Annotated in this window: 15 protein-coding genes; 12 read left to right on the top strand and 3 right to left on the bottom strand. The window is 67.2% G+C overall.

The features are described from left to right. Positions 1-279 precede the first annotated feature (279 nt). From ON29_RS33980 to cysC, 8 genes are all read left to right on the top strand, one after another. Positions 280-1,509, top strand: coding sequence for an Ldh family oxidoreductase (locus ON29_RS33980; protein ID WP_051175490.1), 1,230 nt, complete (start codon positions 280-282; stop codon positions 1,507-1,509). 128 nt (positions 1,510-1,637) lie between these two features. After that, complete coding sequence (locus ON29_RS22860; RefSeq protein WP_157172866.1) at positions 1,638-2,231, top strand: polysaccharide deacetylase family protein; 594 nt, start codon at positions 1,638-1,640, stop codon at positions 2,229-2,231. After that, positions 2,201-3,124 (top strand): glycosyltransferase family 2 protein, encoded by a 924-nt coding sequence (locus tag ON29_RS22855; RefSeq protein ID WP_157172865.1) that lies wholly within the window; start codon positions 2,201-2,203, stop codon positions 3,122-3,124. Before ON29_RS22860 ends, ON29_RS22855 begins: the two co-directional genes overlap by 31 nt. Then, positions 3,121-4,425, top strand: coding sequence for a nucleotide sugar dehydrogenase (locus ON29_RS22850; protein WP_083864009.1), 1,305 nt, complete (start codon positions 3,121-3,123; stop codon positions 4,423-4,425). The genes ON29_RS22855 and ON29_RS22850 overlap by 4 nt, the downstream gene beginning before the upstream one ends. Before the next feature lie 118 nt (positions 4,426-4,543). After that, positions 4,544-5,896: a phenylacetate--CoA ligase family protein gene (locus ON29_RS22845; protein ID WP_040869318.1), complete on the top strand. Its 1,353-nt coding sequence runs from the start codon at positions 4,544-4,546 to the stop codon at positions 5,894-5,896. A 24-nt stretch (positions 5,897-5,920) separates the two neighbouring features. Then, complete coding sequence (locus tag ON29_RS33975) at positions 5,921-6,469, top strand: peptide deformylase (RefSeq protein WP_157172864.1); 549 nt, start codon at positions 5,921-5,923, stop codon at positions 6,467-6,469. Then, positions 6,466-7,719, top strand: a complete 1,254-nt coding sequence (locus ON29_RS22835; protein ID WP_040869316.1) for an MFS transporter — start codon at positions 6,466-6,468, stop codon at positions 7,717-7,719. The genes ON29_RS33975 and ON29_RS22835 overlap by 4 nt, the downstream gene beginning before the upstream one ends. A 69-nt stretch (positions 7,720-7,788) precedes the next feature. After that, on the top strand, positions 7,789-8,322 hold the full coding sequence (gene cysC, locus ON29_RS22830) for an adenylyl-sulfate kinase (RefSeq protein WP_051175488.1): 534 nt from the start codon (positions 7,789-7,791) through the stop codon (positions 8,320-8,322). 72 nt (positions 8,323-8,394) lie between these two features. Here cysC and ON29_RS22825 read toward each other — a convergent pair whose 3' ends face one another. Next, positions 8,395-9,084 (bottom strand): hypothetical protein, encoded by a 690-nt coding sequence (locus ON29_RS22825; RefSeq protein WP_040869314.1) that lies wholly within the window; start codon positions 9,082-9,084, stop codon positions 8,395-8,397. A 204-nt stretch (positions 9,085-9,288) separates the two neighbouring features. Between ON29_RS22825 and ON29_RS22820 the strand changes: the two genes are divergently transcribed. Together ON29_RS22820 and ON29_RS22815 are read left to right on the top strand one after the other, a co-directional pair. Then, positions 9,289-10,461, top strand: coding sequence for an acyl-CoA dehydrogenase family protein (locus tag ON29_RS22820; protein WP_040869311.1), 1,173 nt, complete (start codon positions 9,289-9,291; stop codon positions 10,459-10,461). 9 nt (positions 10,462-10,470) lie between these two features. Next, positions 10,471-11,595 carry an acyl-CoA dehydrogenase family protein gene (locus tag ON29_RS22815; RefSeq protein WP_040869309.1) on the top strand — a complete coding sequence of 375 codons (1,125 nt, stop codon included), beginning with the start codon at positions 10,471-10,473 and terminating at the stop codon, positions 11,593-11,595. A gap of 39 nt (positions 11,596-11,634) precedes the next feature. Here the strand turns inward: ON29_RS22815 and ON29_RS33970 are convergent, their stop codons facing one another. Continuing rightward, positions 11,635-12,069, bottom strand: coding sequence for a hypothetical protein (locus ON29_RS33970; RefSeq protein WP_051175487.1), 435 nt, complete (start codon positions 12,067-12,069; stop codon positions 11,635-11,637). 292 nt (positions 12,070-12,361) lie between these two features. Here ON29_RS33970 and ON29_RS22805 point away from each other — a divergent pair, with 292 nt between their 5' ends. Together ON29_RS22805 and ON29_RS22800 are read left to right on the top strand one after the other, a co-directional pair. Next, positions 12,362-12,643, top strand: coding sequence for a hypothetical protein (locus ON29_RS22805; RefSeq protein ID WP_040869308.1), 282 nt, complete (start codon positions 12,362-12,364; stop codon positions 12,641-12,643). 89 nt (positions 12,644-12,732) lie between these two features. Further along, positions 12,733-13,563: a GNAT family N-acetyltransferase gene (locus ON29_RS22800; protein WP_051175486.1), complete on the top strand. Its 831-nt coding sequence runs from the start codon at positions 12,733-12,735 to the stop codon at positions 13,561-13,563. A gap of 27 nt (positions 13,564-13,590) precedes the next feature. Here ON29_RS22800 and ON29_RS22795 read toward each other — a convergent pair whose 3' ends face one another. After that, complete coding sequence (locus ON29_RS22795) at positions 13,591-15,216, bottom strand: serine/threonine-protein kinase (protein ID WP_040869305.1); 1,626 nt, start codon at positions 15,214-15,216, stop codon at positions 13,591-13,593. Positions 15,217-15,219 lie beyond the last annotated feature (3 nt).

Below are 15,219 nucleotides of genomic sequence, written 5' to 3'. Positions count from 1 at the left end.
ATAGACCGAAGTGTTGCAATGGGTCGGTAAAAATATTCGCGAATCGCGGTTACCGATCGGGTCGGGGATTTACATTTGGCAGAAGGGGAGTCTGCTGTGCTCGAATTACGTGATGTAGTTCATGTTTCCGAAAGCGGGGGGAATGAGCAGCTGCTGCTGCGCGGCGCGACGCTCGTGGTAGAACCGCCCGATAAAGCGATGCTGTGCGGTCTGAGTTCCGCCGAACGTCATGCTCTCGCTCAATTGCTCAGCGGTCGCACGTTACCCCGATACGGATCCGTGCGCAGCGACACCGACGTTGTCGTCCTCGATTTGGGCGACGCGCGCGAACCCGATGTCGAGTCCTACCGGTCGGGTGAATTGGCCGACCGCGCGGTTGTGCTGCTGACAGGGGCGCCTCCGGTGGCAAGGACCGGTCTGCGGGTCTTCGGGCTGCACGGCGGCGAGTTCGTCCCGGCAACTGCGCCTGCACCTTTCGCGATCACCATGGTCGAGATCGACGAACTGCGCTCCCGTGTGGAGAACGAGTTGGTACAAGCCGGCATTCCCGCGCGGCAGGCACGATCCGTGGCTCGTGTTCTGGTCGACGCCGACGCTCGCGGCCATGCCTCGCATGGTGTCAGCCTTCTGCCGACATATCTGCGACGGATCGCTGCGGGTGGGATCTCTTCGGACGCAGAGCCGGTGGTCACCGACACGGCGCCGGCGATGATCTCGATAGACGCCTGCGGTGGCCCAGGGCAGGTCGCGGCGGAGTCGGCGGCCCGCTTGTGCGCCGACCGCGCCGCTGAGCAGGGATTGGCAGCAGTCGCCGTCCACAACAACAACCACGTCGGAATGCTGGCAGCGTACCGGGATCCGTTCCAAGAGCGCCAGGTTGTCGGCTTGCTGCTGAATATCTCGGGTCCCGCGGTCGCTGCCCCTGGTGCGCAACGTCCGACTCTCGGCAGCAACGCGCTATGCCTGGTTACCCCGGGCCCGGTCGGTGGCGAACCGTTCTGCATCGATCTCGCGACCGGAGTCGTAGCCGCGGGCAAGATCCGTGATGCGCTCAATCGCGGAGTACCGGTCACCGAAGGGTGGCTGCAAGACCCGGCCGGTCGGCCCACTCGGGATCCGGCGCAGTTGGACGCGGGTGGCTCGATCCCGCTTTTCGGCGGATACAAGGGTCTGTGCGTCACCCTGATCGTCGAGATTCTCGCAGGAGCACTGGCCGGTGGTCTGGTGAGTCCGCAAGTCAGCAAACAGCGCAAACAGCCCGGTGCGGTCATGCGGTGTTCCCAGTTGTTCGTCGGTTTCACGATGGGGAGCTTCGCCGCCACCGATGGGCGCCCGACCGTCCCCGCGCTGGTGCAGGCGCTCCGCCAGGCCGTACTCGATGGTTATGGCTCGCCGCCCATCGAGCCGTGGTTCCCGGACCAGGCCGAGCGCAGGCACACCGAACTGGCGCACTCCGCGGGTGTCCCGGTGCCGACAGCGGTCATCGACGAACTGGGTTGGGCACGGTGATGACGGGGACGTATGCCGACCCGCGGGTGGGTTCGGCGTCGGGGTGGCCACTGGTGTTGTACTTCCACCACGTGTGTTCCGACATGACGCATTACACCGCTTTGACTCCAGGTGCTTTTCGTCAGGGGTTGGACCTCGTTCTGTCGGAGTTCGGTCCGGCGCTCGACCCGGGAACGGTACGGGCCGGCTTCGTCCCGCCCGACCGGCCGTCGGTACTGATCACCTTCGATGACGGATACCGGGACAACTGGCAGATCGCCGCACCGATTCTGGCCGAGTTCGACACACGCATCGCGCTCTTCTGCATCACCGACGCACTGACCATCGGTGAATCGTCCGGACCGGGTACCGAATTCATGAGCTGGCGACAGGCGATGGAAATGCGTGCCGAGGGTCATCTCTTGGCCGCGCACACCCGCACCCATCCGAAGCTCACCGACCTGGATGCGCCGAGTGTCCGGCAGGAGGTCCTCGGCTCGTTGTCGGCGCTGGCCGAGCGCACCGGACAGCCGACAACGCTGTTCGCGTATCCCTACGGACTGGTACCGGCGGGCGCGGTGCTCGGTACCGATGTCCTCGGCTTCAGCACGATCAAAGCCGAGCCCACGGCATGGGATTCGGCGCCGCATCGAATCCGTCGGACCTACTTACCGACGCACGATCCCGACTCCTGGCCTGCCTTGGTTCGAGAATGGAAACGGCAGTGGTACGTATCTCAGTGATCATCCCGACCCGGAATCGGCCGGATGACTTGCGGCGCTGTTTGGCGGGCCTGACGGAATGCGTGCAGCGTCTCGGCTCGACGCCGGGCGTGACGCTCCACGAACTCGTTGTCATCGACGACGTGTCCACGCGACCCGACGCATTGTCATCCGTCTACGCGAGCGACCTGCCGAAAGTCGTTCTGTACAACCGCGAACGGATGGGCGCGGGCAGCAGCAGGGCACGCGCTGTTTCAGCCGCTTCCGGTGATGTCCTGGCATTCCTGGACGACGATTCCGTTCCGCGCGGAGACTGGCTTACCGTGGCCGGATCGGTCACCGAGCAGCGACCAGCGATCAGCGGCCGCGTGCTGCGGTTCGACAACGGGTTGGTCTCTTCGGCCCGGCAAGCACGCTACGACGCGCGCTATCGGTCATTGTCCACGGGCGATCCCATCAGTTTCTTCGCCGGCGGCAACAGCGCGATCCTCACGTCTGCCTTCCGATCCGTGGGCGGGTTCTCGCGCAGTGGTGTCGGCGGAGACAACAGCCTCGCCGAAGCACTCGCGGGCAGCGGCACACCTGCGCAGTTCGAGCCCGAGCTGGTGATCGCGCATCGAAACGGCAAGGGGGTGCGGCGCGCGATGCTGGACTCGTGGTCCAGCGGCCGTGATCACCCGCAGCCGCTCGCCTTTCCGACGGCGATTCAGTTGGTACGTGCGAGCGGAGTCGGTAGTTCGCCCGCAGTGCGCGGATTCAATCGCGTGTTGAGCATCGTGCACGCCGCGGGACGAATGGATAGACGGAACGGGAGATCGGTTCGGTCCAGCGGCGCGACCTCGCCGGGATTCGCGCCGCAGGGAAAGCGCCTACCGGACTGTCCAGATATCGAGGCTGTGGTGATGAATCGATGAACACGCGTATTCTCCCCGCTGCCCGCCGGACTACGACGGGAACGGGGCTCGCACTCGCTGCGTCCACAGCTGCCAAGATCGGGATAATCGGGCTCGGCTACGTGGGTTTGCCCCAGGCGCTGGCCTTCGCGGAAGCCGGTCATCCTGTGTGCGGTATCGACACGGATCCGGCGGTGTGCTCACTGCTCCGCTCCGGCCGCAGCCCCGTGGATACCGTCGCGGACGAGCGAGTTTCCGGTGCCGCCGAATCGTTCTGCGTGACATCGGATGGCTCGGATCTGCGCTCCTGTGACGCCGTGCTGATCTGCGTGCCGACGCCGCTCGGGCCGGACCGCAGGCCCGATCTCGGTCCACTGATCTCGGCGGCCACGACGGTCGCCGAGAATCTGCAGCCCGGGCAATTGATCGTGGTCGAATCCACGGTTCATCCAGGGGCCACCGGCGGTGTGGTGCGCACGCTGCTGGAGAGCGGCGGGTTGCAGGCGGGGCGAGATTTCCACCTCGCATTCGCCCCTGAGCGAATCGACCCCGGCAACAAGAGCTATACCACCGCGAACACTCCGAGAGTGATAGGCGGTTTGACGGCCGAGTGCGCCCGTAAGGCGGTCGATCTCTATGGACGAGTGGTCAGCGCGATCCACGTGGCGCCCGGTCTCGCGGAAGCCGAAGCGGCGAAAATCCTCGAGAACACCTATAGGCAGGTCAATCTGGCCTTGGTGCACGAGTTCGCGGCCTACTGTGCCGCCGCTGGAATAGACGCGGGCGCCGCTATCACGGCCGCGGCTACCAAGCCTTTCGGTTTCCACGCCTTCTATCCGGGGGCGGGGGTCGGTGGTCATTGCATCCCGGTCGACCCGATGTACCTGGCTACGGCCGCGCGTGACGCCGGCTCGCCGATGACCTTGGTGGAGCGTGCCCAAGCGATCAACGACGACCGTCCGCGGCACGTGGTCGAGCGGACCGCTCAGCTGCTGGCGGGCCGCGGCGCGGGGTTGTCCGGCGCACGGGTCCTCGTCCTCGGTCTCACCTACAAACCGAATGTGGTCGACGTTCGGAATACTCCCGCGGTCGGGCTCGTGCGCGAGCTGGCCAGGGCCGGAGCGGTCGTGTCGATGCACGACCCGTTCCTCGCAGAGCTTGTCGTCGATGGCGTGGCCTTGCGTGTCGAACCCGACGTGCAATCCGCGATCGCGACGGCAGATCTCGTGCTGCTGGCTCAGCGGCACGAGCAATACGACTCGGCGTTATTGCAGCAGGCTCGCTTGCTGCAGATCGCCGACGTTCGATACGAGGGGAGGTGACAAGCATGGACATCGTGACCGAGGAAGCCACTGCCTGATCGTTTGATTCAGGACCGTGAAGGGTGTTGGGGGCGCGGCCGCGCCCCCAACACCGCCCTGTCATCGAAAGGTTCGGCTCATGGGGTCAGACGCGGCGGTAACCGACGCGCTCGCGGATCGTCCGCGCTATTGGCACAATCAGACACTTCGCACGTACGCCGCAGTCGCCGAGGGTTGGCGAATGTACGACACGGTGTACCGGCACACGGAGTGGGATCTCGATCGGCTCACGGCCGTATCCGAGGCGCGGCTGCGGGAACTGCTCGCATTGGTCGCCGAGCACGGAACGGCAGAGCAACGGGCCGCTCTGGCCGAAACCGGTGCGAACGACGATCCGCGAACCGTTCTCGACCATCTCCCCGTCCTGCGGAAGGCCGATCTGATCCGGCGCCCGCACGAATTGCGTACCGGATTGCTCGATTCGGTGGACGTGCTGCGGGCTCGGACCTCCGGCACTACCGGTGAGCCCGTCGTCATCGAACACGGGGAGTCGCATCTGATCAACGGCGTGGCCATGCCCATGCGGGTATTCCATGCTTACGGGCTCACACCGGGTTTCCGTACGCTGCGAGTCACCTGCGACCCGCGGCACGGCTTGGCGCATTTCAGCGGTGACGCCGCAACCTGGACGCGATTGCGGATCAACATCGCGAAAGTCACCGCTGCCAATGCGCGATACGTCGAGCAGCTCGTCGCCGATTTCCAGCCGGATGTCGTGTGGGGGCAGCCGATGGAGGTCCTGGTGCTGGCCCGCATGATCACGGCGGGTGAACTGTCGATACCGGATCCCAGGCTGTTGCTGACCCATGGCGACACCGTCGACTCGCAAACGCGCAAAGCCCTCGCCGCTACGTTCGATGCGCCGCATCGAGATATCTTCGGATTGCAGGAGTTCGGGCAAGTGGCTTGGGAGTGTCCAGCGGAAGCGGCGACTTACCACGTCAACGAGGAGCGGGTGCATATCGCTCTCGACTCCGACGGTGCCTTGCTGCTGACCAATTTGATCAACTCCGCCATGCTCCTCGTCAAGTACCGACCGGAAGACCGGGCCGAGCTACTGGGCCGATCGTGTGCGTGTGGACGGGCACTCCGACGATTGCGCGGTCTGGAGGGCAGGCAACGCGGCTTCATCGCCGACCGAGACGGTGTCCCGATGAACGTCAAACCCCTACAGCTCTACCTCGAAGCGCTTCCACTGCGCCGATGGCAGGTTCGACAGACCGAGCCGGGAAAGGTCGAAGTGTCGATCGTGCACGACGGGCCGACCGTCGATTTCGATACGAATCGAATCATCGCCGCGATGAATTTGTCGGAGGTCGTGGTACGCCGAGTCGAACTGGAGGACTTGCTGACCAAGGGCGGGAAATCGCTACGCTTCGACCTGTTCATCGATCAGCGGAATCTGGCGCGGCATCTCACCGAAGCGAGGTGACGGATGCCGCAGGACGTTCGAATCATGGATTTCGACGAGCCCGCTCTTCGTGTTCCGGCTACCTTCGTGCGAGACCTGGGATCGGATGCCGTCGACCTCGCTGCCATCACCGCCCGGCTGAGCACCGCGCTGACGCGCTACCAGCGGTCGGGCATATCCGCGCCGGTGATCGGTACCCCGGTGCGAATGATAGCGCTGGATACCACCGGAATGTGTCAGGTTCGTCGTCTGTCCGGCGTGGAAGCCGGAGTCGTGGTGCACTACGACCCGGAGATCACTCCACTGGCTGCGGAGACGGTCGAGGATTATGAAACCTGCGTCAGCATCCCACGCGTGACCGGGCTGGTCGCCCGCTCCGCACGTATTCGCTATCGAGCGACTACGAGTTCAGGGGAACCCGTCGACTGGGAGTTGTTCGGCCGCGCGGCCCGGGTCGTCGCCCATCAAGTCGATCATCTCGACGGCGTCCTCCTTCTCGATCGCGCCGATCCCAGCAGTGTGGCGGCCTCGCCCCGGCTTCCCCACGACTGCTCCGGAGGCGGCGACCGCACTGCGGCGGGTTCCGTGCCATGAAGGCGTTGCTGTCCCTCGACGGATCCGCACGAGTTCTCGTGCTCGCCGCGCTGGTCAATTCGACTGGTACCGGGTTGTTTCTGGCCGGTGCGGTGTTGTTCTACACCACCTACCTGGACATACCGATCGCGGTGGTGGGTGGCGGGCTCGGAGTCGCGGCCGTAATCGGGATCTTCGCGAGTGTCCCTTTGGCCGGATCGGCCGACCGGTTCGGAGCGGTGCGCACCTTGGCGGCGCTCAACTGCGCGTTGGCAGTGGTGTATTGCGGTTACTTGCTCATCGACGGAGTTCTCGGTTTCGTCGTGGCCGTTTCCGTGGCAACAGTGATCATGCGGGCCGTTCCGCCGGTGAATCAGGCGGTGGCGGGCATAGTCGTCACCGGTCTCGAGCGCTCGACAGTTCTGGCGACGATGCGCGCGACGCGGAACGGCGGAGTCATGGTGGGGTCGGCCCTGGCCGGGCTCGGGCTGGCGGCTGCGGGAACCAGCGGCTACTTGATCATGCTCCTGGGCAACGCGGCGTCCTATCTGATCTGTGGCGTCCTCGTCTACCGGCTGCGCGCACTGGAGAAATCGCCCCTCGAGGTCCGTGCTCGCGGATTGCCCGCGATCCGGAATGTTCGATATCTGGCGCTCGGCCTGGCCAACGGCATGCTGGGGCTGCACGCCACGATGATGATCGTCGCACTGCCGTTGTGGACAACTGCTCGGTCAGACGTGCCCGACGCGTTCATCCCCTTGATCGTCACGATCGGGGCGCTGCTGGTGGTGTTGCTACAGGTTCCGCTCGGCAAGGGGATCGCCTCGGTGCGCTCCGCTCGTTCGGCGGTGGTCCGAGCCGGGATCGCGTTGGGGGTCTCGTGCCTGCTGATGGCAGTGATGGCCCAGGTGGACGGGCCGGTACTCGGCGCGGTGGTGTTGTTCACGGTGATCGGCACCTTGACCATAGGAGAGATCTACCAGACGTCGTCGGCATGGGTCGTCTCGCACGATCTGGCACCGGAGGGGCGGCGATCGGAGTACATCGCGACGTTCTCGTTGGGAATGTCCGTCCAGCAGATCACCGGGCCACCGCTGTTCAGCGCCATCGTCGCCCGTTTCGGCACACCCGGCTGGCTGGTGCTGGGAGTCGGGTTCGTCGCCGCGAGCGTCGTCTATCGGAAGAGCATCTCCCGCCTGTTTCCGGCCGCGATAGCCGGAAATCCCGCGGCGGTGACGGACAAAAGTGAAACGCCGCCATCTGTCGGCTGATATCGCTCTGTGGCGCGACCTCCAGCCGAAGGCCGGGACACCGCCACTCCTTCGGAAAGGAGAGTGTCGATGCCTGCTCGGGTCCGAGGCGCGACAGTGTGGTTCACCGGCCTGTCCGGAGCAGGCAAGACGACGATCGCATCGGAGCTGCGCGAGAGTCTGACACGTGCTGGACGTGCCACGTATCTGCTCGATGGAGACGGCTTGCGATCCGGTCTCAACTCAGACCTCGGATTCGCCGACGCGGATCGCTATGAAAGCGTACGACGCGCCGGCGAGGTGGCGGCCTTGTTCGCCGATGCCGGACTGGTCGTCATGGTGGCCCTCATCAGTCCGTTCGAAGCCGGACGTCGCCGAGCGCGGCGCGCACATGAAGAAATCGGAGCCGCCTTCTACGAAGTGTTCGTCGACACTCCGCTTTCGGAGTGCGAAAGGCGGGATCCGAAGAATCTCTATCGTGCTGCGCGTAGTGGCGAGTTGCGAGATTTCACCGGCATCGGTTCGCCCTACGAACGTCCCCGAACTCCTGATATCACGGTGGTGCCGAGTGACGGTACGGCCGCTCGGATCGCCGAAGGGATCCACCGCGAACTGGCTCTCTGACCTCGTCCGAGGCATCCCGTCGCGGTGCGGCGGGCGTCTCGCCGAAACCGGCGTTCGCCGCGCCGGTCCCGGCTAGGGAGCGGGCGCGGGCTGGGGGACCGCGGGTGCTGGCTGGGGTGCCGCGGGCGGCGGAGCCGGGAAGTCCGGGACGGTGAACAGGCCGACGGTGGGGGTCATCACGCAGTGGGCGAACGGGTAGTCGATGATGCCCCACATCGAGGCGAGAACGGTGCCCGGGCCGCTCTCGACCGTCTTGGACAGCGTCGGCAGGCGGTACTCGGTCACGTCGTCGAGCGGGTCGAGGCCGCTGGCGCCGGTGTTCACGTTCACCCAGGCGACGACGAGCCCGGAAGCCAGGGGAGCGCCGGGGTGCGAGGGTGTCGCGCTGAACCGCAGTTCGCCGGGCGCGACGTTCAGGTCCCGGCCGTTGCCCGTCCCGTCGGTGGTCGCGGCCGCGATGATCGTGGTGATCGGCCCGTTGCTGCCGCAGCCGAAGGTGGGCGCGGCGTAGGAGAACGGCGTGAACACGCTGGAGACCTCGCGCAGGTGCGCGGCGTCGATCAAACCGGCGTATCGCGTGAGCGCGGCGATGCCCTCCTGGGCGGACGGGTCGGCGCCCGCGATCTCGGTCAGATGGGCCAGGCCGGAGTCGACCGGCGCCTGGTTCTGCTCCGCGCCGGCCGGCGCGGAGAACGTCAGCACCGCGCCGATGCCGAGGGATGCCGCGGCCGCCGCGGCGCGTGCGATGGTCCTGCCGTTCACTCGTTCTCCTCGATACCGAAGCCTGTGGGACCCCGACCCACGTGCAGCAACGTACCAGCTCGCCGCGATCGCCGTCCCGGGGAGCGGCGGGGAATCCGGCCTGGTGACCGGCCCCGGCGGCCCGCTCCTGTGATCCACTCGACAATGGAGGATTACCGGGGGGTAGGTTTGACTCGGACGTACGAGACACGCAGGGAGATGCGTATGAAACTATCCTTGTCCCCGGACGACGTCGCCTTCCGCGACGAACTGCGCAAGTTCTATCGGACCGAGATCCCGGCCGACATCCGCGAGCGCGTCCGGGACGGCCGTGAGCTGTCCCGCGACGACATCGTCACCGCGAACAAGATCCTCAACGACCACGGTCTCGCGGTGCCGAACTGGCCCGTGGCCTGGGGCGGCAAGGACTGGACGCCGATGCAGCGCCACATCTGGCAGGACGAGATGCAGCTGGCCTCGGTGCCGGAGCCGCTGACGTTCAACGCGCAGATGGTCGGCCCGGTGATCGCCCACTTCGGCTCGCAGGAGTTGAAGGAGCGTTTCCTGCCGCCCACCGCGGCGCTGGACATCTGGTGGTGCCAGGGCTTCTCCGAGCCGGACGCGGGCTCCGACCTGGCTTCGCTGCGCACCACCGCGGTCCGCGACGGTGATTCCTACATCGTCAACGGCCAGAAGATCTGGACCACGCTGGCCCAGTACGCGGACTGGATCTTCTGCCTGGTGCGCACCGACCCCAGCGCGGCGAAGAAGCAGGCGGGCATTTCCTTCCTGCTGTTCGACGTGAAGTCGCCCGGTGTCACCATCCGCCCGATCAAGCTGATCGACGGCGGGCACGAAGTGAACGAGGTGTTCTTCGAGAACGTCCGGGTGCCCGCCGATCAGCTGGTCGGCGAGGAGAACAAGGGCTGGACCTACGCCAAGTTCCTGCTCGGCAACGAGCGCACCGGCATCACCGGTGTCGGCCGCACGAAGGTCAAGATCGGCGTGGCCAAGCAGTACGCGGCGAAGACCAAGTCGGGCAACGGCACGCTGCTGGAGGACCCGGTGTTCGCGGCGCGGGTCGCCGAATTGGAGAACGAGCTGCTCGCGCTGGAACTCACCCAGCTGCGGGTGGTCTCCAACTCCTCGGACGGCAAGCCGAATCCGGCCTCGTCGGTGCTGAAGCTGCGCGGATCGGAACTCCAGCAAGCCGCCACCGAGCTGCTGCTCGACATCGCGGGACCGGACGCCATCCCGGTGGGCGCGGACGACATCGCCTCGCCCGGGTGGGCACAGCGCAGCGGCCCCGCCTACCTGAACTACCGCAAGACAACCATCTACGGAGGCTCCAGCGAGGTGCAGCGCACCATCATCGCCTCCACGATCCTCGGATTGTGAGGCGACACCATGGATTTCGATCTGACCGATGAACAGGTCATGCTCCGCGACACGGTCCGTGACCTGCTCGCCCGCAACTACGACGCGGAGTCACGGCTGAAGGTCGTCGACTCCGAACTCGGCTGGAGTCGCGACGTGTGGCGCCAGTTCGCCGAACTGGGCGTGCTCGGCCTGAGTTTCGCCGAGGAGGACGGTGGCGTCGGCGCCGGTCCCGTGGAGACGATGGTGGTGCTCGAGGAGGTGGGCCGCAGGCTCGCCCCCGAACCGATCCTGGACGCGGTGCTGGTGCCCGGCGGGCTGGTCGCCGCGGTGGGCAGCGCCGAACAGCGTCAGCGGATCCTGCCCGAGGTCGCGTCGGGCACGAAGCTGCTGGCCTTCGCCCACGCCGAGCCCGGTGTGCGCTGGTCGTCGAGCGAACTGGCGACCACCGCCGCGGCGCAGGGTGATTCGTACACGCTGACCGGTGTGAAGAACCCCGTCCCGCACGGCGACAGCGCCGACGAGCTGGTGGTCAGCGCCGTGCTGCCCGATGGCGGTGTGGGGCTGTTCCTGATCGCGCCCGACGCGACCGGTGTGGTCCGCAAGTCCTACCGCACGGTGGACGGCCAGCGCGGGGCACAGCTCGAGCTGACCGACGCGCCCGCCGAGCGGCTCGGCGGGGCGGACGCGGCCGAGGCGATCGCGTCCGTGCTGACGCACGCGCAGGCGAGCCTGTGCGCGGAGTCGGTCGGCGCGATGGAAGAGGCGTTGCGGCTGACCGCCGAGTACCTCAAGCAGCGCAAGCAGTTCGGTGTCACGCTGTCGAAGTTCCAGACGCTCACGCAGCGGGCGGCCGACATGTACGTGTCGCTGGAGCTGGCGCGCAGCATGAGCCTGTACGCCACGGCGTCGCTGGCCGACGGGGCCGACGATCCGGTGATCGCGTCGCGCGCGCGGTTGCAGGTCGGCCGCGCGGCCCGGCACATCGGGCAGGAGGCGATCCAGATGCACGGTGGTATCGGCGTCACCGCGGAGTACCCGGTGAGCCACTACGTGGCCCGGCTGACCGCGATCGAGCGCACGCTCGGCAGCGGACTGGAGCACCTGCGCGTGCTCAGCTCGCGGGTCGGCGACTACGAGCAGCCGGAACTGTAAGGAGTGCCGCGGTGGTGCGTGCCTGCGCACCACCGCGTCTCACTCGTCGTCGCCCGGCGTGGTCCGCAGTTGCGTGGGCGCCTCGCCGGTCGATTCGTTCGCGGGCGTCCGCGCGGTGCTCGTCCTCGGTTCCTCGGCCGGTGCTGCCGCCTGCGAGGTGTCCTCGTGCGGATTGCGCGGGGACGGCTCGGCGGTGGTGCTGCTGACGAAGCCCGCGAACGGGGTCGGGTGCTTCTGATCGGCCGGCGCGATCCGCCAGGTGGGGGATGGCGGGATGACGACCCTCGGGGTCGTCGAGCCGCCGGTAGTGCTTTCGTGGACCACCGGCTCGGCGTACTCGCCCGCTTTCAGCGGCGGGGGCGGCACGTAGGTGTCCTGTCTACCGACGCCACAGGCGCCGATCAGGACGAGTCCGATGGAAACCGCTCCCGCGGCGATCGCCGGACCGGCGATCTTGGCCCTGCTGCTTTCCAACGGTGACACTCCTCGTGTGTATCGAGTGGACTCACCTTAATCGAGGCCCGTCGGCCAGGCGAGGCGAGAGGTCGCTGGGGGATACGCTGGTCGGCGCATATAAAACGTTACTGATTCAGATATCGAATTGGTCTCTTCGGCGTGTCGTGGGCACGTGTCGCTATCTTCCGGCGTCCCGGAGTCGTAGCGTGTGTGAGCAAAGTTACGCGTGAGACGCCGGTTTCAGGATGAGAGACACGTTGTGTGAGAACGTGATAGTGGTTCTCTTACCGGCGTCATCGAGGAGTTGATGATGGGAGCTTACTCGACAGCGTCGCGGCGTGGTTCATCCCGCGCCGCCGAGGATGTGGTGTCGGCAACGGCACAGCATCCCGCGTCGAACCAGCAGGGGCGCACGCTGTCCACGATTGTGTCGCGGACGCTCGCCTGGTTGATCTTCATCGGCGGACTCGTCGGGGCGGTGCTCGGCATCGCCGGACTGCACGTCGAAATCACGGTCGCCGGACTCATTCTCGCGTGCACCGCGGGACTGGTTCTGCTCAAACTCCGCGAGGGTGGCGGCGAAGCCGACTGAGGCGAACCGGCCGGTCGTCCGGTCACCGGTCTCGGATCGGCCGCGAGAAAGCAAGGCGCGCAACACTTCAGGCGCCTACCGTGATTTCCATGAGGATCGAGATCACCACCGACGCCGCCGAGTTCCGCTCGGTCGCGGGGTCGTTCCTGCTCCGCGATCCGTTGCGGCACACGGTGCTCACCACGACCGTCGCCAACCACGTCACGGGCATCGACGCCCCGGCCGAGGTATCGCGATTTCTCTCCGTCCGCGGCGAGGACGCTTCGGTGATCGGTGCCGCCATGCGCGTAGCCGGTCGCGACGTGTATCTCGGCGAGCTACCGCCCGAGGGCATTCCCGCGGTGGCTCGCGCGCTGGCCGACGTCGTCCCCGAGACCGGGGGTGTGGAGGGCCTCGTCGCCGACGCCACCGCTTTCGCTCAGCACTGGGGCGCCCTGCTGGGGAAAGGCTTCCGCCAGTCCTACCTCACCCGGCTGCACCGGCTCGGCGCGCTGCGGATCCCGGACGTGGCCGGAGCGCCGCGCCGCGCCGTGGAATCCGATGTCGCGCTGTGCGGGGACTGGCTGAGGGCCATGCGCGAGGAGTCCGGAATGGCGTCCGGGCTGGACGAGGCCGCGATCCGGCGCCGTGTGGACTCGGGCCGGTGGTGGCTGTGGGAACGCGACGGGAAGCCGGTCGCTCTGGCCGCGCACCACGTTCCGATCCAGGGCTGGGCGCGGATCGGGCCGGTCTACGCCCCGCCGGACGCGCGCGGGCACGGTTACGCCAGCGCGCTGACCGCGCATGTCGCCGAGCTGCTGCGCGCGAAGAGCCTGGACGTCTGCCTGTTCGCCGACATCGCCAACGCCACGGCCAACCGGATCTACCGGACGATCGGCTTCCACCCGACCCACGAGTTCGCGCACTACGTCTTCGAGTAACGCCAGCCGCGTCTCCCCTGGGGAAACTCAATTCAGCGGCGCGGATTTCCACCAATTCATGAACTCGGCGTCGGTGGCGATGAATCCGGCGCTGTACATCAGCATGGCTGCCCGGCCGGGATCCGAGGGGAACGCGGTGACCATGCGCGGGCGCAGGTCGCGGCTGCCGCGCAGGGTGTAGCTCGGGTAGCTGCGGCCGCTGTCGGTGGTGGCGGTCGCGTGGTCGTTGGGCGGTAACGCGGCGAGCGCCGCCTGCGCGTCGGCGGGCGAGCCGTAGAGGTAGAAGTCGAAGGACGCCTTGTTCGGGCCGCCGAAGCAGCTCCACATCACCAGCCAGGCACCGAAGTCGGGGTCCTCCGGGTCGTCGGGCGCCGGGGAATCCGGTGTGTGGGCGAAACAGCCCGCCTTGTTGTATCCGGTTCCGGAGTGCACCAAGCGCTGGGCCGAGGTCTCCGGCAGCATGTCCGGGAACGCCGCGCTCAACTCGGCCGCGCGAGCGCCGATCGTGGCACGGTCGGTGGTGGCCGCGACGGTCGTGGCCGGACGGCCGGTGCCCGAGGGCGCGGGGGACGCGGTGTTCTGCGGGCGTGCGGTCGTCGTCGGTGCGGCGGTACCGGAGGAATCAGGGCTGCTGAGGGCCATCGCGACCGCGCCGCCGGACAGGGCGACCACCAACAGCAGGCCGATCCAGCCGCCCACCGAAGCGTGCCAACGGGAACGTCGTGCCGGGCCGAGGTAGGCGCGCGCCGGTCGCTGCGGGATGGCCGCGTCGGTCCGGGGCGGAGACGAATTCGGCAGGGACGGTGGTGGCCACGGTGCCGCGGGCGCGGTCAGCGCCTGCCACGCGGCGGCGGCGAACTCCGTGCACGAGTCGAAGCGGTCGGCCGCGTGCTTGGCCATCGCCTTGGCCAGCACGCCGTCCAGTGCCGGCGGCAAGCCGGGCCGCAGCCTGCTGACCTGCGGTGGCGGTGCGCTGAGATGTCCCTGGATCACCGCGACCGGATTGGTGGCGTCGAACGGCACCGTGCCGGTCAGCAGGCGGAACAGCGTGCAGGCCAGCGAATACTGGTCGGCGCGGTGATCCAGCGGCGCACCGGACAGCTGCTCAGGGGCGGCGTAGGCGAGGGTGGCGGTGAAGGTTCCGGTCTGGGTGAGCCGTCCGGTGTCGTCCCGGAATCGGGCGATGCCGAAGTCGGAGAGGAAGACGCGCTCCTGCCCGCCTTCCACCCGCTCCAGCAGGATGTTCGCCGGCTTCACGTCGCGGTGCAGCACGCCGCGGCTGTGCGCGAAGTCCAGCGCCGTAGCCGTCTCCGCGATGATCTGCACCGCCCGCTGCGGCGGCAGCGTCCAGGCGTCCAGCGCGGCGGCGTCGGTGCCGTCGATATAGCGCATGCTGATCCACAGCCGGTCGCCCTCGACGCCCCGGTCGAACACCGTGACGATGTTCGGGTGGTCGAGCCGCGCGACGAGGTCCGCCTCCCGCTCGAAGCGGGCGCGGATCTCCTTGTCGTCGAACAGCTCCGGATTCAACAGCTTCATCGCCGTCAACCGGGGCAGCCGCGGGTGCCGGGCGAGGTACACCGATCCCATCCCGCCGCGGCCGAGCAGGCGTTCGATGGTGTACCCCGCGAAGACCTCGCCGGTGTGCAGCATCGG

It is taken from the genome of Nocardia exalbida NBRC 100660, assembly GCF_000308575.1.
GTDB classification, from domain to species: Bacteria; Actinomycetota; Actinomycetes; order Mycobacteriales; family Mycobacteriaceae; genus Nocardia; species Nocardia exalbida.
Note: the sequence above shows the minus strand (reverse complement) of the source record. Positions and strands in the feature narration are given on the sequence as shown.